Below are 19,458 nucleotides of genomic sequence, written 5' to 3'. Positions count from 1 at the left end.
CGGCATAAAATCGCTGCGGCCGGTCGGAAAATGCGTGCATTCCCGACCGGGTGCGGCATTCTGTCACCCGATCTTGGCGACAAAGCGAGGGGAGACCGCAATGCAGGACAGTACGACGATGGAGGCGTCGGCGCGGCCGGATATCGCCATACTTGACCGAAGCGATCTGGCCCATGCCCTGTCGACCGGGTGGAGCGATTTTCGCCGCGCACCCGGAATCGGCCTGCTTTTCGCCTCGGTCTATGTGCTGGGCGGCTGGTTTCTGACCTTCATCTCGGGAGGATTTGCCGCCCAGACGATCATCCTCGCGCTTGGCTTTCCGTTGGTCGGGCCGTTCGCGGCGGTGGGGCTGTACGAGACCAGCCGGCGTATCGAGGAGGGGGAGCCGCTCGATCTGCGGCAGATTCTGGGCGTGGTCTGGCGCGAGAAAGACCGGCAGATCCCCTGGGCGGGCGCGATCATCGTCATCTATTTCCTGTTCTATTCGTTCCTTGCCCATATGATCTTTGCCCTGTTCATGGGCCTTTCGGTGATGACGAACATCAGCTCCTCGCTCGAGGTCTTCCTGACGCCGAACGGGCTGGCGATGATTGCCGTGGAACTGATCGTTGGCGCGATTCTCGGCTTCGTCCTGTTTGCCCTGACGGTTTTCTCGTTGCCGTTGATGGTCGACAAGGAAATCGACTTCATGACCGCGATGCTGCTCAGCTTTCAGGCGGTGCGCGAGAACCTGGGTGTCATGACGCTCTGGGCACTGTTCATCGCCGTTTCGGTGGTTCTGGCGATGATCCCGCTTTATCTCGGGCTGTTGGTCGTGTTGCCGGTGCTTGGGCATGCCACCTGGCACCTGTACCGCCGGGCGCTGATAGCGCCCGAGTAGGGTGCTCGGTTCGAAGCGCCGGACGGACGAAAAAAGGCGGAGCCCGTTGCTCCGCCTGTGTCTTCCTCGGCTTCGGGGCCGGCAATCAGCTTTCGGCGGCCGGCGGCGATTTGCGGGCCGGGCCGGTCCCGCTCAGCGGGTCGTCCTGGCGCTGCACCGAGCCCTCGAAATGCGCGCCGCTCTCGATGGCGATGGTCTTGTGGATGATGTCGCCCTCGACCTTGGCGGTCGAGGTCAGGCGGACCTTGAGCCCGCGCACCCGGCCGACGATTCGGCCGTTGACCACCACATCGTCCGCCATGCACTCGCCACGGATCGTTGCGTTTTCACCGATCGTCAGCAGGTGGGCGCGGATATCGCCCTCGACGGTGCCCTCGATCTGGATATCGCCGGTGGTCTTGATATTGCCGGTCACAACGAGATCCGACGACAGGATCGATGCCGGCGGCTTCGCCTTTGCGGTCGCCGGCTTGCTGTCCATCGGCGGCAGCCCACCGGGCGATTTCATCGCGTCGGGGCTTTTGCTGGCGTCGCCGTCCTTGGCAGGACCGGGTTCGTTGATTCGACTCTTAGAGAACATTCTTGGCAGCCTTGATAAAGTTCATGGGGTTCACGGGCGATCCGTCCACCCGAACTTCATAGTGCAGATGGGTACCGGTCGACCTTCCGGTGTTTCCCATATCACCGATCCGGTCGCCTTTCGAGATCTTTTGGCCGTCCTTCACGTTCAGTCGCGACAGATGGCCATAGATCGTTTCGATCCCGAACTCGTGGCGTATCTTCACCATGCGTCCGAAGCCCGAATGCCAGCCTGCCTCGACAACCACACCGTCGGCGGTCGAGTAGATCGGCGTTCCGGTCGAAGCGGCCATGTCGATGCCATTGTGCATCCTGCCCCAGCGCGGCCCGAAGCCGCTGGTGAAGCGATAGGCGCTTTTCACCGGAATCGCGAACGGGGTCTTTTCCGCCGCGATGCGGTACATGTTCATCTCGTCGAGACCGCGCAGGATCGTGTTGGCGCGAACTTCGTCGGCCGAGGGCTCGGCCCCCTTGGTCGAGAAGGTGACCGGCGTCAGCGGGCCGCCCTGTCCGGAATATCCGCGCCGCACCGCGTCGAGCAACCGCGACGGCGGCAGTCCGGCGGCGGAGAACATCTTTTCGAGCGGTTCGACCGAGACGGTCAGCGCCTCTTCGAGTTGGGTGAAGATCTTGTCGTTGCGGTCGAGGATCAGGTCGCGCTCGAAAATTGCGGCCTCTGCCTCCTCGAGCGCCCGGTCGGTCTCGACCTTCATCTCGTCGCGCTCGGCGGCGGTGGTTTCCAGCGCGGAGTTCAGGAAGGCGAGGGTCTCGTCCACCCGGGCCAGCGAAGTTCCGTCGCTCGCCGCGTCCGGGCCGTTTTCGAATCTGGCGACCATTGCGGCGGTTTCCGCCCGGGCGCTGTCGCGCTCGTTCATCGTGCGGCGCAGCGTCGCCTGGATGACGCCGATGCCGGTTTCCAGTTCGCGGCGATGCTCCTCGGAATCGAGCAGCTTCGATTGCATCTGCGATACCTGCGCCAGCGCGGCGTTGAAGCGCCTGTAGGCCGCCAGCGCCTCGGCCTCGGCGGTGTCGCGCGCCTCGGACAGTGTATTGAGCCGTTCCTCAAACATCGCCTGGTCGCGCTGCGTCTGCTCGCGGTAGTTGCCGGAGCCGATGGCGCCCATCATCAGGATCGACGAGGCGACGATGGTCCAGCCGATCGTCAGTGCGGAGCCTAACAACAGCAGCGCCTGCGTGCCCGGACGAAGCCGGATGAAGCGGGTTTCCCTGTCGGAGCGCAGGAACAACCTCCGCTCTGAAAACCATCGTTCGAAGAGCGTGTGAAATCTGTCGATGATGCGCGTGCGCAAGACCCGTACCGTCCCTGTGGCTTCCTCACTACGGGCGACGCACCCATCCCTGACGCTGCTGCCCTTGGGCAAAGGCTTTAGGCAGATGGCTGCAAGCGCGCAACACTATCGGGATTTCATCGGCGGGAAGTGGCGACGACCGGCAGATAACCGGCGGAAATCCGCCGGTTTTGACCGTTTCCGGGTCAAGATTGTTAAGACATTGTTAAGGGTACGGTGCCGCCGCGCGCCGGATGGCATGACGGTGCCGTCCCGGGCAGGCTCACAGGGCGCGTGCCGCCTCCAGAACTTCTGTTGCATGCCCCTCGACCTTCACCTTGTTCCAGACCCGCCGGACGACCCCGGCGCCGTCGATCAGAAATGTCGTCCGTTCGATGCCCATGTGGGTCTTGCCGTACATGCTCTTTTCCCTGAACACTCCGTAGCGCTCGCAGACATCGCCTTGCTCGTCCGACAGCAGCGTTACCGCCAGACCGTGCTTGTCGCGGAAACGGTTGTGTTTCTGAACGCTGTCCTTCGAGATGCCCAGCACCCGGGTACCGGCGGCTTCGAAATCGGATAGCTGTTCGGTGAAGGCGATCGCCTCGATGGTGCAGCCCGGCGTGTCGTCGCGCGGATAGAAGTACAACACCACAGCCTGCGGGCGCAGCGTCGACAGCGTAACCTCCCCGCCGCCGTCGCGGGGCAGGGTGAAATCGGGGGCGGTGCCGCCGGGCTCGATCATGGTATCATCCTCGCGGTAGGGTTTCCGGAACTTCCTTTGTAGTGTCCGGCGCGCGAAGATAAAGGGATGGTGTGTATTCGGCCGAGGCGGGCGTGAGCGAACAACAGGACAGCCAGAAAGCCAAGGCGCCGCTGGCGCGCGCGGGCAAACGCCGCCGCAGGTCGGTTCGCGCGCTGATCGTGGTGTTCGATCTGGCGGTGGTTCTGTCCGTTGCGCTTTTCTTTGCCGGATATGCGCTCAAAGGGCGCGACCTGCCCCTGCCGGACGGGGTGGCGGAACGGGCCGGCACCGCGCTGTCGCGCGGGCTCGGTGGCGGTACGCTGCGCATTGCCGATGTCACCGTCAGATTCGATCCCGGCGAGTTTCCCGAAGTGACGCTGTGGAACGCGCGACTTTTCACCCCCGCCGGCGCCGAGATCGTCGCCATTCCCCGGGTTGGCATTGCGCTCGACTGGGCGGGGCTTTTCCGGCGGCAGGTGCAGCCGCGCGCGCTGTCGATAGACGGCGCGTCGGTGCGGCTGGTGCGCGACGAGCACGGCGGCTTCGATTTCGGGCTGGGCGCCGCCGGGGGCGGGCGGGCGTCCCTCGGGTCGCTGGACAAGGCCATCGCGGCGCTTCAGCAGGTGTTCGAACTGCCCCGGCTGGCGCCGGTCGAACGGATCGAGATAGCGGCGCTTGCGCTGGAATACGACGATCTGCGCGCCGGGCGGGTCTGGCTGGTCGAGAACGGAAGGCTGGCGCTCGACAACGATGCGGCCTCGCTTGCAATCTCGGTCGATGCGACGCTTCCCGATGCAGGGGCGCAACCGGCCGAGGAGCCGGCGCGCGTTGCGCTGCGCCTGTCGCTGGACAAGGGCAGCCAAAAGGCGGAACTGTCGGCGCAGGTTGACGGCGTGCCGGCGGCCGACATCGCCGCGCAGGCCCCGGCGCTGAGCTGGCTCGCCCCGCTCGATGCGCGTGTCTCGGGGGCGCTGATCGCCGGCACGACACCCGACGGGGCGATGGGCGATCTCGACGGGACACTGGGCATCGGACCGGGCCGCTTTCAGCCCGCGCGCAGCGCCGAGCCGGTCCTGTTCGATGGCGCACGGGCCTATTTTTCCTATCGCGCGGCGCGCGGGCGGATAGACTTTTCCGAGCTTTCGGTATCGGCACCGCAGGTCAATCTCTCCGCATCGGGGCAGGCCTTTCTGGAGGGGCTGGAAAGCGGCTGGCCGGAGGCGCTGACCGGTCAGTTCCAGCTTGACGAGGTGCGCCTCGACCAGCCGGAGTTACTGCCCGAACCGACGGTGTTCGACGGCGGTGCGGTGGAATTCAGGGCCTCGCTCGATCCGTTCGTCGCCCGTATCGGCCAGCTTTCGCTGAGCGCGGAGGCCGGGGACGGCGGGCGCGCGACGATGAACGCAGGCGGTCGGATCACCGCCGACGACAGTGGATGGCACGTCGCGCTCGACATCGGGCTCGACCGGATGGAGGGCCGGCGCCTGATGGCGCACTGGCCCTTTGCGGTGGCACCCGGCACCCGGAAATGGATCGATGGGCACCTTCGGGGCGGCGATCTGACCAATGTCGCGGCGGCGTTGCGCTTCGATCAGGGCAAGCGGCCCGACATCGCCATGACCTTCGAGTTTTCTGACGCGCGCGTGCAGCCGCTGGCCTCATTGCCGCCGATCACCGACGGGGCGGGTTTTGCCAGCACCGGGCGGCAGCTTTTCTCGCTTTCGCTCGATGCGGGGCGGATTCGTCCGCCCGACGGCGGGATTATCGACATTTCGGGATCGGATTTCCGCATCGCCGACATGTCGCAAAAACCGCGTATCGCCGAGCTTTTCTGGCGCTCGCGCTCGCCGGTCACGGCGGCGCTGTCGCTGCTCGACCAGCCGCCGTTCGGTTTTCTGGGCAATGCCGGCCAGCCGGTCGATCTTGCCGAGGGAAGTGCACAGCTTGACGGGCGGATCGCCTTTCCGATCCGGGCCGGCATTCGCGGCAGGGACGTGGATTTCTCTGTTGCCGGCCGGCTCGACGCGGTGACCTCCGACAAGGCGGTGCCCGGGCGGCGGATCGACGCAGAGACCCTGTCGCTGGAGGCGCGGTCCGACGGGCTGACGATCGCGGGGGCGGCGCGGCTCGAGGATGTGCCGCTCGAGGCGCGTTTCACGCTGCCGCTTGGCGCCGATGCGCCCCCCGCCCATGTCGAGGGTACGGTCGAGATCGGCGGGCGGTTCGTCGGCAATCTGGGTATCGGCCTGCCCCCGGGCATGGTCACCGGTGCCGGGCCGGGGCGGTTTGCCATCGCTCTGCCGGATGGCACGGCGCCGGAATTTGCGCTCGATTCGGATTTGCGCGGGGTAGGTCTTGCCGTGCCGGGGCTGGGCTGGTCGCTGGCGGCGGGGGCGCAGGGCAGGCTGGAAGTGGCGGGGCGGCTGGGCAAGACACCCGTCGTCGACCGGCTGCTGCTCGACGCGCCGGGGCTTTCGTTGCAGGGGGCGGTCAGCGTTGCCGCCTCGGGCGGGCTGGATCGGGCCGTCTTTTCCCGTGTCCGGCTGGGCGGCTGGTTCGACGGCCCGGTTACGCTGACGGGGCGCGGTGCGGGCACCCCCCCCGCCGTTCGTGTCGATGGCGGCAGCGTCGATATCCGCAAGGCATCGTTCGGCGGAGGCAGCGGTAGCGGAGGCGGCGCGGCGGGGGTGCCGATCTCGGCCGCGCTCGACCGGCTGGTGATCTCGAAGTCGCTGGAGCTTGCCGGTGTCCGTGCCGATCTCGATACCGGCGGCGGGCTTTCGGGCGATTTCAGCGGGCAGGTCAACGGGCGGGCACCGGTCAGCGGAACCCTGACACCCGGGCGCTACGGCAGCACGGTGCGGCTGCGCTCGGATCGGGCGGGCGAGGTGTTCAAGGCGGCGGGCCTGTTCGGTCAGGCCAACGGCGGCACGATGGATCTGGTGCTGACCCCGCAGCAGGGCAAAGGCGAATACGACGGCAGGCTGAAGGTCGCGCGCGTCCGGGTGAAAAGTGCCTCGACGCTTGCAGCGCTGGCCAATGCGATCAGCGTTGTCGGGCTGATCGACGAACTCAATGGCAGCGGCATATTCTTTGACGATGTCGAGGCCGCCTTCCGCTTGACCCCGACCTTCGTGCAGGTCACAGACGCCTCCGGTGTCGGGCCGTCGCTCGGCATCACCATGCAGGGGGTCTACGACATGGCGCGCGACCGGCTGGACATGCAGGGGGTATTTTCACCCCTTTATGTGGTCAATTCCATCGGTGCGATCTTCACCCGCCGGGGCGAGGGGCTGTTCGGCGTGAACTACCGGATGCACGGCCCGTCGAAATCCCCTTCGGTCGAGGTCAATCCGCTTTCGGCGCTGACACCGGGCATGTTCCGCGACCTGTTCCGCGCCTCTCCCACGCGCCTGCGCGGAGGCGGCTGAGGTGAGGCTGTCGGATTTCGACTTCGATCTGCCGGAGGAACTGATCGCCACCCGGCCGGCCAGACCGCGCCGTTCGGCCCGGCTGCTGGTGGCCGAGGCCGGGCGGACGCTTGACGCGCATGTCTTCGATCTGCCGCGTTTCCTGCGCCCCGGCGACAGGCTGGTGCTGAACAACACCAGGGTCATTCCGGCGCGGCTGACCGGCATTCGCCACCGTTTGAACGCCGAGGGCGAGACCCGGGCGCGGATCGAGGTAACGCTGCTTGCCCCGCGTGGCGACGGAAGCTGGGCGGTTTTGGCCAAACCCGCCAGAAAAGTGCGCGACGGCGAGGAAATCGGCTTTGCCCCCGGCTTTTCCGCCCGTGTCCTCGGCCGGGCCGATGGGCAGCTTCACCTCGATTTTTCGCTTTCCGGCGACGCATTCGATGCCGCGCTGGACGCCGCCGGCGCCATGCCGCTGCCGCCCTATATCGCCGCCCGTCGCGCCGCCGATACGCGGGACCGGACCGATTACCAGACCGTCTTTGCCCGCCATTCCGGCGCCGTCGCCGCCCCGACCGCCAGCCTGCATTTCGACAGCGAACTGCTGGCCGAGATCGCGGCGATGGGCGTCGGTCTGACCGAGGTCACGCTGCATGTCGGTGCCGGAACGTTCCTGCCGGTCAAGGTTGACGATGTGAGCCTGCACAGGATGCATGCCGAATGGGGCGAGGTTTCGGGCGAAGCGGCGGCACAGATCAATGCCACCCGGGGCGCGGGCGGGCGGGTGATTGCTGTTGGGACAACCGCCTGCCGGCTGATCGAAAGCGCCGCAGGGCCGGACGGTGTGGCACCATGGCACGGCGAGACCGATATCTTCATCACACCGGGTTACGCGTTCTGCGCCACCGACGGGCTGATGACCAATTTCCACCTGCCGAAATCGACCCTGATGATGCTGGTCTCGGCGCTGATGGGCCGGGAGCGCGTGATGGCGCTCTATGCCCACGCGATTGCCGAACGCTACCGCTTCTTTTCCTACGGCGACGCCTCGCTTCTGCTGCCCTGAGCAGGTCAGATCCAGCCATCGGGCAGGTTGCCGCCCGGCAGATCGAGCAGGAAGCGGGGGCCGCCCGGTGGCATTTCGCTGAACCCGATGCCGCGATAGATTTTCTGCGCCGCCAGGTTGTCGGGCAGGGTGCCGACAACGACGCGGCCGCAGTACTGGCGGCGTGCCTGCTCGACAATGGCGGCGATCAGGTGCCGGCCAACCCCGATCCCGCGATGATCGGGATCGACATAGAGATGATGAATGTCGAGCAGCCGCAGCCCCTGTTGCAGGCGCGGCCGGATACTGAAAAGCGCATAACCCACCGGCATGCCGGCACGCTCGGCCAGCAGGACCTGCGCGCAGGCATCGGCGCCGAAGATGTCACGTTCGAGTATGGCGCGCGAGGCGCACGATCTGTCACCGTGATGCGCCGCCAGCGCGGCGATCATCCGCAACAGGAATTCGCTGTCGGCGCGTACGGCCCTGCGGATGCGGGTGCCGCTGGCAATGTTCCGGCTCGGCATTGGGTCTCCTTTTCGCCACCGCGGGAGAACCGATAACAAAAGGGCCGCCCGTGGCGGCCGTGATGATGGATCAATCCGTCGGCCGCGCCTGTCAGGTGCGAACCCAGTAAAACGACGATATGGCGGCCTGGCAGATCATGGGCGATGCTTGGCGCAACCGGGGGCGCCGGTCAATCCCCGTTGTTCGCCATCCGGGCGCCGTCCGGGCCGTCCGGCCGATGCGCTTGAGCCGGGCCGGTGCCCTGTGGCAAGCTTTCCGCATTGCCGCCCCGGTCCGGTCCGGGTGCATTTTCACCGGAGGTCCCATGCGGTTCGGCACCATCTTCATCTCGATCCTGCTGCTGGCCGCTGCGGTCATCTACCTGTTGCGCGACCTGCCGCCGCCGCGCGACCTGCGCTTTGCCGCCGGGCGGCAGGGCGGCGGTTACTGGAATATCGCATCGCAATACCGCGATATCCTTGCCCGTGACGGAATTGAGGTCGAGATTGTCGAGACCGCCGGATCGGTCGAGAACGTCCGGCTGCTGGCCGGAGGGCTGGCCGAGGTCGGGCTGGTGCAGGGCGGGATCGCCGCGCCGGGGGGTGTCAAGGCGCTCGGCGTCGTGTTTGTCGAGCCGGTGCTGGCCTTCGTGCGGCACGACGGTGCGGTGCCGGTGAATGTCGCCGACTGGCAGGGGGTGCGGGTGGCCGCCGGCAGCCCCGGTTCGGGAACGCGGGCCGCGGCCGAGCAGTTGTTTGCGGCTGCGGCGGTTGCCCCGGGCGCCAATCCGCTGGTCGGGCTGGACGGTGCGGAAGCCGCGCAGGCCGTGGCCGACGGCGCGGTCGACGTGGCGCTTTTCGTTGCTCCGGTCGAATCGGAGTACCTGCGTCCGCTGATCGATGCGCAGGAATTCGACCTGCTGCAACTCGACAATATCGACGGGCTGTCGCTCAGGCTGCCGTTCAGCCGGGTCGTCACCGTGCCGTCGGGCGCGGTGAGGCTCTCGTCGCCGCCGGTGCCGCCGGAACCGGTGCGGCTGCTGTCGCTTCGCGCCCGGCTCGCGGCGGTCGACCACCTTCACCCGGCGCTCGCCGACCGTCTGGTGGTCGCCGCGCGCCAGATCCACGGCGGCCGCGGCATCCTGTCGGTCGAGGGCCAGTTTCCCAGCGTCGTCGGGGTCGACATGCCGATCGACCAATCCACGACCCGGCTGGTGCTGGAAGGGCAGGGCGCCTTTCACGGCTGGCTGCCCTACTGGATCGCGGCGCAGATACGCCGGGTGCTGCTGGTCATGGTGCCGGTGCTTTTCCTTCTGGTGCCGCTGATCCGCTCGCTGCCCGTGGCCTATCGCTGGAGCATGCGCCGCCGCGTCTGGCGCCACTACAACGCCATCGGTGGGATCGGATTGCAGGTTCCCGATGCAGCCGGTCAGGCCGAGTTGCGGGATCTGGACAACCGGTTGGTCGCCATCGACACCGAACTGGCGACGATGAAGCTTCCGCCGCCGTTTCGCGAAAGCGCCTATAACGCGCGCCTGCATGTCGATCTCGTGCGCCGCCATATCGCCGGGCGTCTGGCTGCGCCCGGCGGGCAGGAAAATGGTGAAACCGCGCCCAAACGACACGGCGATGTCGCTTGAGGGCGCGATGAACCTGCATGGCTCCGGCTAGGCCGGATTTTTGACTCCGCAAAATGGCGCGACATGCTGCAAGTGATTTCCGCCACCTGGGCGCTGATGTTCGGACTGCTGCTGCTGATGGTCGGCAACGGCGTGCAGGGTACGCTGCTGGGCATCCGCGGCGGGATCGAGAGCTTTACCACCTATCAGATGTCGGTCGTCATGTCGGCCTATTTCCTGGGGTTTCTCGGCGGTTCCAGACTCGCGCCCGAAATGATCCGCCGCGTCGGGCATATCAGGGTATTCGCCGCGCTCGGCTCGCTGGTATCGGCGATCCTGATCCTCTATCCGACCTTTCCCAACCCGGTGGCCTGGTCGATCGGCCGGGTGCTGATGGGGTTCTGCCTGTCTGGGGTCTATGTCACCACCGAAAGCTGGCTGAACAACGCGGTGACCAACGAACGGCGGGGGCAGGCGCTTTCGCTCTACATGATCGTGCAGATGGCGGGAATCATGGCGGCGCAGGGGCTGTTGCTGCTGGGCGATCCGGCGGGCTACCTGCTGTTCGTGATCCCCTCGGTGCTGGTATCGGTCTCGTTCGCGCCGATCCTGCTTGCCGTTTCGCCGACCCCGGCCTTCGAGGCGACCAAGCTGATGAGCCTGCGGCGGCTCTGGCGGACCTCGCCGCTGGGCTGCGTCGGCACGTTCCTGCTGGGCGGGGTCTATTCGGCCACCTTTGGCATGGCATCGGTTTTCGGCACCGAGGCCGGGCTTGGCGTGGCGCAGATTTCCGCCTTCGTCTTCACGATCTACCTCGGCGGGATGCTGATGCAATATCCGATTGGCTGGCTGTCCGACCGGATGGACCGCCGCTGGCTGATTCTCGTGGTGGCGCTGGTCGGCGCGCTGGCCTCGGTCGGTGCGTTTGTCTTCGCGCAGCGATTCGAGGCATTGCTGATCGCCGCCTTCCTGATCGGTGGCAGTTCCAACCCGCTTTACGCGCTGGTGCTTGCCTACGTGAACGACCACCTGAAAAGCGAAGACATGGCGGCTGCATCGGGCGGGCTGATATTCATCAACGGAATAGGCGCCATTGCCGGCCCCCTCATCACCGGCTGGATGATGGAGATGGCCGGCCCGCAGGGTTTTTTCCTGTATCTCTTCATCCTTTGTGCCACGCTGACGGCCTATGCGGGCTGGCGGATGACACGCTCCGGAGCCGTTCCGGTCGAGGATACCGCCAGCTACGCTCCGGTCCTGCCGACGGCAACGCCCGTTGCGGTCGCCGCCGCGCACGAGGTATTCAGCGACCCCGTGGTGGAATCCGGCACGGCGCGGGAAACGCACGACCGTGGGCGGCAGGAAACCGCGCCCGATGCCGGGGATTGACAGACAGGAGAACATGCAATGGCGACAGCAGCACCGGCCGAGGTGGCGGCGTTCTGGATCGACGAGGTTGGACCGAAAGGGTGGTACGAGGTCTCGGATCGGCTCGATGCGGAAATCCGCGAACGTTTCCTGCCGACATGGGAGGCGGCGCTTGCCGGCGATCTCGATGGCTGGGCCGAGGATGCCGCGACCGTTCTGGCCTTTCTTGTCGTCACCGACCAGTTTCCGCGCAACATGTTCCGTGGCGACGGGCGCAGCTTCGCCACCGATCCGCTGGCACGTGCCGCGGCGAGCTATGCCATCGAACGGCGGTGGGACCTGACGGTGCGCGAGCCCGGGCGGCAGTTCTTCTATCTGCCGCTGGAGCATTCCGAAATGCTGTCGGATCAGGACCGCTGCATCCGGCTGATCACAGAACGGATGCCCGAAACCGGCGCCGAGAATCTGCTTCACGCCCGCGCCCATCGCCAGATCGTCGCGCGTTTCGGGCGCTTTCCGTTTCGCAACGCCGCGCTTGGCCGCCTGACCCTGCCGTCGGAGCAGGTGTTTCTCGACCAGGGCGGCTATGGCGCGGTGGTTCGCGCCATGCAGGAGGCCGAGGCGATGTGAGCGGGCATCGGAAGCCATGCTTTTGGCGGCTGAAGGTATGCGTCGGTGGCATGGCGGCCTTTCTGACCCGGCGTCACAATTGATAGGAACAGGGGCTTCGCGTGTTGCGAAAAATAGTTTAGTGCTGAACTAGTTTGCAATGCGGAGGGGGCCCGAGATGGCTGCACAGAGTTTCGATTTGGTTGTGATCGGCGGCGGTCCGGGCGGCTATGTGGCCGCCATACGGGCGGCGCAGCTCGGGCTCAAGGTCGCCTGCGTGGAGCGCGAGCATCTGGGCGGTATCTGCCTCAACTGGGGCTGCATCCCGACCAAGGCGCTGCTGCGTTCGGCCGAAGTGTTCCACCTGATGCATCGTGCAACCGAATTCGGCCTCAGGGCCGGCGATATCGGCTATGACATCGACGCCATCGTCGCCCGTTCCCGCGCAGTGGCCAAGCAGCTTTCGAACGGTGTCGGTTTCCTGTTCAAGAAGAACGGGGTCACGACCATCTGGGGCGAGGGCAGGGTGACCGGCAAGGGCAGGGTCTCGGTCACGACCGACAAGGGCACCGAGGAACTGACCGCAAAGAACATCGTCGTCGCCACCGGCGCCCGCGCCCGCGACCTGCCGGGGCTCGAGGCGGACGGCAAGCGCGTCTGGTCCTACAAGCACGCTCTCAACCCGCCGCACATGCCGAAGAAGCTGCTGGTCATCGGCTCGGGTGCCATCGGCATCGAATTCGCGAGCTTCTTCAATACGCTGGGTGTCGAAACGACGGTGGTCGAGGTGCTCGACCGGGTGCTGCCGGTCGAGGATGCCGAGATCTCGGGCATGGCAAAAAAGGCGTTTACCAAGCAGGGTATGCGTATCCTGGAAAAATCGACGGTCAAGCAACTCGATCGCGGCGCCGACAAGGTTGTCGCCCATGTCGAGACCGGCGGAAAGATCGAGAAGATCGAGGTCGACACGGTGATCTCGGCAGTCGGCATCGTCGGCAATGTCGAAAACCTCGGGCTGGAGGAACTGGGTGTGAAGATCGACCGCACGCATGTGGTTGTCGATGAGTTCTGCCGCACCGGGGTTGACGGGCTCTATGCCATCGGCGATATCGCCGGGCCGCCGTGGCTGGCGCCCAAGGCCAGCCACGAGGGGGTGATGGTGGCCGAACTGGCCGCCGGCAGGAAGGGCCACCCGATCCGGCCGGGCGCGATTGCCGGCTGCACCTATTGCCACCCGCAGGTCGCCAGCGTCGGCATGACCGAAGCGGCGGCCAAGGAGGCGGGCTTCGAGGTCAAGGTCGGCCGCTTCCCCTTCATCGGCAACGGTAAGGCGATCGCGCTTGGCGAACCCGAAGGGCTGATCAAGACGGTGTTCGACGCCAGGACGGGCGAACTTCTGGGGGCGCACATGATCGGCGCCGAGGTGACCGAACTGATCGAGGGCTATATCGTTGCCCGCAAGCTCGAGACGACCGAGGAAGACCTGATCGAAACAGTCTTCCCGCACCCGACCCTCAGCGAAATGATGCACGAAAGCGTGCTTTCGGCCTATGGCCGGGCCATTCACATCTGAATCGGGCGGTTATTCCGCCGAATACCGCTGATATGGCCTGACGGCATGATTCCGGTCATGTGGTCAGGCATTCCCACGGGGGCTGCGGCAAGCCTGACCGGGCATCTGCTATTCGCCACGCTTCAATATTCGAGCGGAACGAAGGCCAGCGCCAGCAGGGCGGCCGCTGCCGCCGCACCGTAGAGCCACGCCCAGAGCACCCAGCGCGGACCCTGCGCCTTCCAGTTCTGGCGGAAGTTGCGGCCGCAGATCACGGCGACCAGCAGCAGCAGCGTGCCGGAGAGGGGCGAGAGGGCAAGGGGTTCCGGCGGCACCGGGTCAGTTATCGCCGAAGACGCGGGCAAAGATCGTGTCCACGTGTCTGGTGTGGTAGCCGAGGTCGAATTTCTCCTTGATCTCGGCCGGGCTGAGGGCGGCGGTTACCTCGGGGTCGGCCAGAAGCTCGGTCTGGAAGTCCTTGCCTTCCTCCCAGACCTTCATCGCGTTGCGCTGTACCAGGCGATAGGCATCCTCGCGGCTCACGCCTGCCTGGGTCAGCGCCAGCAGCACACGCTGGCTCATCACCAGCCCGCGGAATTTGTTCATGTTGGCCAGCATGTTGTCGGGATAGATCACCAGCTTGTCGATCACCCCGGTCAGCCGGGCCAGCGCGAAATCGAGCGTGATCGTGGTGTCGGGGCCGATCTTGCGCTCCACCGAGGAATGCGAGATGTCGCGTTCGTGCCAGAGCGTGACGTTCTCCATCGCCGGCACCACCGCCATGCGTACCAGCCGCGCCAGCCCGGTCAGGTTTTCGGTCAGCACCGGATTGCGCTTGTGCGGCATGGCGGAACTGCCCTTCTGGCCCTTGGAGAAGAACTCCTCCGCCTCCAGAACCTCGGTGCGCTGCATGTGGCGGATCTCGGTGGCGATGTTCTCGACCGAACTGGCCACCACACCGAGCGCGGCAAAGAACGCCGCATGGCGGTCGCGCGGGATGACCTGGGTCGAGATCGGCTCGGGGCGCAGGCCCATCTTCTCGCAGACATATGCCTCGACGCCCGGGTCGATATTGGCGAAGGTGCCGACCGCACCCGAGATCGCGCCGGTTGCAACCTCGTGCCGCGCGGTTTCCAGCCGGGTCAGGTTGCGCGTCATCTCGGCGTAAAATCGCGCGAAGGTCAGGCCCATGGTGGTCGGCTCGGCATGAATGCCATGCGAGCGGCCGATGCGCACGGTATCCTTGTGCTCGAAGGCGCGGCGCCGCAGGGCGGCAAGCAGCCCCTTCATGTCGGCGATCAGGATATCCGCTGCCCGCACAAGCTGCACGTTGAAGCAGGTGTCCAGCACATCCGAGGATGTCATGCCCTGATGAACGAAGCGCGCCTCCTCGTTGCCGACGATCTCGGCCAGATGGGTCAGAAAGGCGATGACATCGTGTCTGGTGACGGCCTCGATCTCGTCGATCCGGGCGACGTCGAACGCCACGTCTCTGGCCTTCCACACGGCCTCGGCATTCGCTTTGGGGATCACGCCGAGCGCGGCCTGCGCGTCGCAGGCATGGGCCTCGATTTCGTACCAGATGCGGAACCTGGTTTCGGGCGACCAGATGGCAACCATGTCGGGGCGGGAATAGCGGGGGATCATCGGCGGGCCTTTCGCGGCTGGTTTCGGGCGCAGCGCGCTTCTAGCCAAGCGGGACCCCGGCGGCAAGCACCGGGCGGGCGGTCGCGCCTTGTGACCGGCGGCGGGCGGGGGTAATCGGGCGGCATGAAACTCGGACTTGCGGATTTCGAAGGTCTCTGGCGGCTCGACCGGGCGATCGACGACCGCCGCGCCGGGCAGATGGCGCATCTGGCGGGCACGGCGCGCCTTGCAACCCGGGACGGGGGTCTCGATTATTCGGAATCCGGTGTGCTGCACCTGCCCGGTGTGCCGCCGATGCAGGCAACGCGCCGCTATCGCTGGGAAGCGGACGGGGAAGAAATCCGGGTTCTTTTCGACGACGGCCGGCCATTCCACAGCATCATTCCCGCCATGCAGGTGGCCGAGGCAACGCATTGGTGCAACCCCGACCGCTATTGCGTAACCTATGATTTCACACGCTGGCCATGCTGGACGAGCCGCTGGACCGTCAGCGGCCCGCGCAAGGCATATGTGATGGAAAGTCGCTATTTCCGTGCATGACCTTGCGGAGCGGCCCGGTTTGCGGCAATCCTTCGCCGGGAAATCACTTACGAACGAGGAGACCGGGGAATATGGCCCAGGCAACTTTCGACAAGGCGCTCGTCGAGGCGATCGGCCCCAGCGAGGGTACCGCACTGCGGATCAAGCAGGCGGTGCTGGTGGTGACGGGTATCGCGATGCTGGCGATCATGGCGCAGATCAAGGTTCCGGTGCCCGGCTCGCCGGTCGCCATGAACATGGGCACCTTCGCGGTGCTGACCATCGGCGCGGCCTATGGTCCGCGGCTCGGTCTGGTGACGATCCTCGGCTACATGCTGGTCGGTGCGCTCGGCTTCGACGTGTTCCAGAGCTCGACCGCCGAACTGAACGGCATCAGCTACATGATGGGCTCGACCGGCGGCTATCTGGTGGGCTACGTGCTGGCCACCGTCGCGCTTGGCTGGTTCGCCCGCTTCGGCTGGGACCGTTCGGCACCGAAGATGGCGCTGGCGATGCTGATCGGCAATGTCATTCTCTATGTTCCCGGCCTGCTGTGGCTTGGCCAGCTTTACGGCTGGGACCAGCCGATCCTGGCATGGGGCCTGACGCCCTTTGTCGTCGGCGATGCGATCAAGCTGGCACTGGCGGCGATGTTTCTGCCGGCGGCGTGGAAACTGGTCGGCAAGGCGCGCGGCTGACAGCGGCGAAAGCCACGAAAGAAACTTCACGAGGGCGCCGCACAAGCGGCGCCCTTCGTCTTTTCGGTCAATACTCTGATTGGGCGGCAAACACGCTTGTGGCGGCCATGGGTCAAGGCCGCACGCGGCCGGATTGGACCGGGCCGCGCTTCAGCGCAGGCCGGTCTCTTCCAGCAGGCCGAGCCGTTTCGCCTCGTAGTAATACCCGCGGGCGTACCAGCCCACCGCCTCGTCCCGGTTACCGTCCGAGACGAGCCAGGCACCGCGCAGGTATTTGACCGCGTATTTCAGGTTGGTTTCCGCATCGAGCAATTCGCCCGGTGCACCGCGATGGCCCATCGTCCGCGCAGTCTGCGGCAGGATCTGCATCAGCCCGTAATAGGGACCGTTGCGCGCACCCGGCTGATAGCGGCTTTCGCGGATCACCACGCGATGCACCAGATCGGGCGGGACGCCGTAGAACGTGGCGTAACGGTCGATCAGCCGGTTCAGTTCCGGCGTCTGGTTCGGATAGACCGAGGCCTGGCGGCTGTTGTCGAGGCGGCTTGCCACCTCGGATTTGCCCGACGTTCCTCCCTCGCAGGCGGCAAGGGTCAGCGCACAGAGGGCGGCCAGCGCAAGGGGTTTGACCTTCATCGAGGAGGCTCCAGCAATCTGAAGCCCAGTTAGCGCGGCGGCATGCGGCTTGTCGCGCGGGGAATGGTGCTGCCGGTGCGGGGTGCGCGGATTTCCGCCAGTCAGGCCGAGCAGCTTGCCCCGCCGAGGACGCAGAATTTGGCGCAATGCGGATGGTTGAGCCAGACCGGCGCCTCGGCCGCTTCAAGAGTTTCGCCCATCTCGAAGCGCGGATCGTGGGGCAGCAGCGTGCAGGCGGTTACCACGGGCCGCACCGCCCCCTTTCGCCGCACCACCATGCGCGAGCTTGCGCACATGACCGATTGCGGGCGCTTGCCGAGGATGTTCCAGCAGTCGGTGGTGATCTCGGGCACTTCGACGCTCAGGTCCATTTCGGGGAACAGCACCAGCTGCTGCGCATCGCCGGCGTCGATGGCGAACCCGCCGTTCCGGAACAATCTGTCATATCCCGCGCGCGCATCCGCTTCGCTTTCGCCCCAGACGGTGCGCCCTGCCACTGCCGTCCGGATGCCGGCGTCGCTCAGCTATTCCATCCCGGCAAGTGCCCTGGCGAAGCTGCCGGCGCCGCGCGTCTCGTCGTGCTGCGCGGCGCTCCAGTGGTCGAGCGAGACGCGCAGCGTCATCCTGTCGCCAAATCCGTCGCGCAGCCGGTCCAGCCCGGCGCGGGTCCCGGGGCGCATCATCGGCGCCATGGCGTTGGTCAGGATCAGCACCCGATAGCCGCGTTCCAGACAGCGCGCCGCCATGTCAATCATTCCGGGGTTCATGAACGGCTCGCCGCCGGTGAAGCCGATTTCGCCCACCTTCCAGCCGCGCTGGTCGAGCTGGTCGAGAAAGCCGGAAACCTCGTCTGCCGTGATATAGACCAGCGCGTCGTTGACCGGCGACGATTCGATATAGCAGTTGGTGCAGGTCAGGTTGCACAGGGTCCCGGTGTTGAACCACAGGGTCTGCGGATCGCTCAGCCTGACCCGCGCACGGGCCTTGCCGCTGGCGGTTGTCCGGGGATCGTCGAATTTTCCGGCGTTCGCCTCGACATTGTCGCGCATGGGCCATCCTTCTTTTTGCGCAGGATTGCGTTCCGCCAGGTGCTAATCCCTGATATGTGCGGATAAAAGACGACACCCTTGGCATGACGGCCTTGTGATGGGTTGGACAGCCACGCTGTTTGCGCTAACGGCCAGCCGAAGCCGATCAGCGGCACGTATCAGGAGCATCCGCATGGTTGCACGCATCATTCCCGTCGACCCGTTCGATCTGGTCGTATTCGGCGGTACCGGCGATCTTGCCCGCCGCAAGATTTTTCCCGGCCTCTATCGCAGGCTGGCGGACGGCCAGATGCCGCCCGAGGCACGGCTGATCGCGGCGGCCCGGAGCGACATGGCCACCGATGAATTTCGCCAGACGATACGCGGGGCGCTGGGGGAATTCCTGCCCGATCATGCACAGGACCCGGAACTGATCGAACAGTTCCTTGGCCTGATTCACTATGTCCGTGTCGATGCGACCGGCGGGGATGGCTGGAGCGATCTGCGCGGGCTGATGCGCAAGGGGCTGGTCAGCGCCTTTTATTTCTCGGTGGCGCCGTCGCTGTTCGGCCCTCTGGCGGAACGGCTCAAGGAATTCGGGATCGCCGACGATCAGAGCCGGATCGTCGTCGAAAAGCCCTTCGGCAAGGATCTCGGGTCGGCGCGAGCGCTGAACGCCAGCCTGGCGCTTCATTTCGACGAGACGCAAATCTACCGGATCGACCATTATCTCGGCAAGGAGACCGTCCAGAACCTGATGGCGGTGCGTTTCGGGAACATGCTGTTCGAACCGCTGTGGAACAGCCAGTACATCGACCATATCCAGATCACCGTTGCCGAAACCGTCGGTGTGGGTGGCCGGGGCGAGTATTACGACCGGTCGGGCGCGATGCGGGACATGGTGCAGAACCACCTGCTGCAGCTTCTGTGCCTGATCGCGATGGAGCCGCCGGCGCGCTACGATCCGGACGCGGTGCGCGACGAGAAGCTCAAGGTGATCCGCGCGCTCGATCCGGTCGAGCCCGACGACATCGTGCGCGGCCAGTATGCGGCGGGCCGCGACGGGCCGAGCTATCTGGACGACGTGCACGACCCGCGCAGCCGGACCGAGTGCTTCATCGCCATGCGGCTTGCGGTGTCGAACTGGCGGTGGGCGGGAACGCCGTTTTACCTGCGTACCGGCAAGCGGCTCAAGGCGCGGGCCTCGGAAATCGCCATCGTGTTCAAGGATGCGCCGCATTCGATCTTTGGCGCGCACAAGGGGCGCCATTCCAACATCCTGTCGATCCGCCTGCAACCGAACGAGGGCATGCAGCTTGGCGTTA

Annotated in this window: 17 protein-coding genes and 1 pseudogene; 10 read left to right on the top strand and 8 right to left on the bottom strand. The window is 65.9% G+C overall.

The features are described from left to right. Positions 1-100 precede the first annotated feature (100 nt). Positions 101-880, top strand: a complete 780-nt coding sequence (locus ACK5IR_RS08575; protein ID WP_416927897.1) for a DUF2189 domain-containing protein — start codon at positions 101-103, stop codon at positions 878-880. 85 nt (positions 881-965) lie between these two features. Here the strand turns inward: ACK5IR_RS08575 and ACK5IR_RS08570 are convergent, their stop codons facing one another. The 3 genes from ACK5IR_RS08570 to bcp form a co-directional block, all read right to left on the bottom strand. Beyond that, the gene (locus ACK5IR_RS08570; protein ID WP_416927895.1) at positions 966-1,460 is read right to left on the bottom strand and encodes a bactofilin family protein; all 495 of its coding nucleotides are present in this window, start codon (positions 1,458-1,460) and stop codon (positions 966-968) included. Next, positions 1,450-2,769, bottom strand: a complete 1,320-nt coding sequence (locus ACK5IR_RS08565; RefSeq protein ID WP_416927893.1) for a DUF5930 domain-containing protein — start codon at positions 2,767-2,769, stop codon at positions 1,450-1,452. Before ACK5IR_RS08565 ends, ACK5IR_RS08570 begins: the two co-directional genes overlap by 11 nt. A gap of 262 nt (positions 2,770-3,031) precedes the next feature. Beyond that, complete coding sequence (gene bcp / locus ACK5IR_RS08560; protein ID WP_416927891.1) at positions 3,032-3,493, bottom strand: thioredoxin-dependent thiol peroxidase; 462 nt, start codon at positions 3,491-3,493, stop codon at positions 3,032-3,034. 92 nt (positions 3,494-3,585) lie between these two features. Here bcp and ACK5IR_RS08555 point away from each other — a divergent pair, with 92 nt between their 5' ends. After that, complete coding sequence (locus tag ACK5IR_RS08555; protein WP_416927889.1) at positions 3,586-6,924, top strand: AsmA-like C-terminal region-containing protein; 3,339 nt, start codon at positions 3,586-3,588, stop codon at positions 6,922-6,924. Between the two features lies 1 nt (position 6,925). Beyond that, positions 6,926-7,972 carry a tRNA preQ1(34) S-adenosylmethionine ribosyltransferase-isomerase QueA gene (queA, locus tag ACK5IR_RS08550; protein ID WP_416927887.1) on the top strand — a complete coding sequence of 349 codons (1,047 nt, stop codon included), beginning with the start codon at positions 6,926-6,928 and terminating at the stop codon, positions 7,970-7,972. A 5-nt stretch (positions 7,973-7,977) separates the two neighbouring features. Here the strand turns inward: queA and ACK5IR_RS08545 are convergent, their stop codons facing one another. Beyond that, on the bottom strand, positions 7,978-8,478 hold the full coding sequence (locus ACK5IR_RS08545; RefSeq protein ID WP_416927885.1) for a GNAT family N-acetyltransferase: 501 nt from the start codon (positions 8,476-8,478) through the stop codon (positions 7,978-7,980). 305 nt (positions 8,479-8,783) lie between these two features. On the opposite strand from ACK5IR_RS08545, the gene ACK5IR_RS08540 reads away from it, so the two are divergent. The 4 genes from ACK5IR_RS08540 (at position 8,784) to lpdA (ending at position 13,626) form a co-directional block, all read left to right on the top strand. Beyond that, on the top strand, positions 8,784-10,097 hold the full coding sequence (locus ACK5IR_RS08540; RefSeq protein ID WP_416927883.1) for a TAXI family TRAP transporter solute-binding subunit: 1,314 nt from the start codon (positions 8,784-8,786) through the stop codon (positions 10,095-10,097). 63 nt (positions 10,098-10,160) lie between these two features. Continuing rightward, positions 10,161-11,465 (top strand): MFS transporter, encoded by a 1,305-nt coding sequence (locus ACK5IR_RS08535; protein ID WP_416927881.1) that lies wholly within the window; start codon positions 10,161-10,163, stop codon positions 11,463-11,465. Between the two features lie 18 nt (positions 11,466-11,483). Continuing rightward, on the top strand, positions 11,484-12,074 hold the full coding sequence (locus tag ACK5IR_RS08530) for a DUF924 family protein (protein ID WP_416927879.1): 591 nt from the start codon (positions 11,484-11,486) through the stop codon (positions 12,072-12,074). Positions 12,075-12,231: 157 nt separating this feature from the next. Beyond that, on the top strand, positions 12,232-13,626 hold the full coding sequence (lpdA, locus tag ACK5IR_RS08525) for a dihydrolipoyl dehydrogenase (RefSeq protein WP_416927876.1): 1,395 nt from the start codon (positions 12,232-12,234) through the stop codon (positions 13,624-13,626). A 122-nt stretch (positions 13,627-13,748) separates the two neighbouring features. Here lpdA and ACK5IR_RS08520 read toward each other — a convergent pair whose 3' ends face one another. Next, the gene (locus ACK5IR_RS08520; RefSeq protein WP_416927874.1) at positions 13,749-13,940 is read right to left on the bottom strand and encodes a hypothetical protein; all 192 of its coding nucleotides are present in this window, start codon (positions 13,938-13,940) and stop codon (positions 13,749-13,751) included. A 4-nt stretch (positions 13,941-13,944) separates the two neighbouring features. Then, positions 13,945-15,252 (bottom strand): adenylosuccinate lyase, encoded by a 1,308-nt coding sequence (gene purB, locus ACK5IR_RS08515; protein ID WP_416927872.1) that lies wholly within the window; start codon positions 15,250-15,252, stop codon positions 13,945-13,947. 123 nt (positions 15,253-15,375) lie between these two features. Between purB and ACK5IR_RS08510 the strand changes: the two genes are divergently transcribed. Continuing rightward, positions 15,376-15,792 (top strand): DUF6314 family protein, encoded by a 417-nt coding sequence (locus ACK5IR_RS08510; RefSeq protein ID WP_416927870.1) that lies wholly within the window; start codon positions 15,376-15,378, stop codon positions 15,790-15,792. A 71-nt stretch (positions 15,793-15,863) separates the two neighbouring features. Further along, complete coding sequence (locus ACK5IR_RS08505; protein WP_416927867.1) at positions 15,864-16,469, top strand: biotin transporter BioY; 606 nt, start codon at positions 15,864-15,866, stop codon at positions 16,467-16,469. 150 nt (positions 16,470-16,619) lie between these two features. Here ACK5IR_RS08505 and ACK5IR_RS08500 read toward each other — a convergent pair whose 3' ends face one another. After that, positions 16,620-17,105: a transglycosylase SLT domain-containing protein gene (locus ACK5IR_RS08500; protein ID WP_416927865.1), complete on the bottom strand. Its 486-nt coding sequence runs from the start codon at positions 17,103-17,105 to the stop codon at positions 16,620-16,622. A 101-nt stretch (positions 17,106-17,206) separates the two neighbouring features. After that, positions 17,207-18,154: pseudogene (locus ACK5IR_RS08495) on the bottom strand (radical SAM protein). Positions 18,155-18,326: 172 nt separating this feature from the next. Between ACK5IR_RS08495 and zwf the strand changes: the two are divergent. Next, positions 18,327-19,458, top strand: a 1,132-nt coding sequence (gene zwf, locus ACK5IR_RS08490) for a glucose-6-phosphate dehydrogenase (protein ID WP_416927863.1), incomplete at its 3' end; no start/stop codon positions are given.

The sequence above is a fragment of the Tropicimonas sp. genome (assembly GCF_047971885.1).
Taxonomy (GTDB): domain Bacteria; phylum Pseudomonadota; class Alphaproteobacteria; order Rhodobacterales; family Rhodobacteraceae; genus Tropicimonas.
The sequence above is the reverse complement of the archived record's forward strand: the minus strand, read 5'-3'. Positions and strand labels throughout refer to the sequence as shown.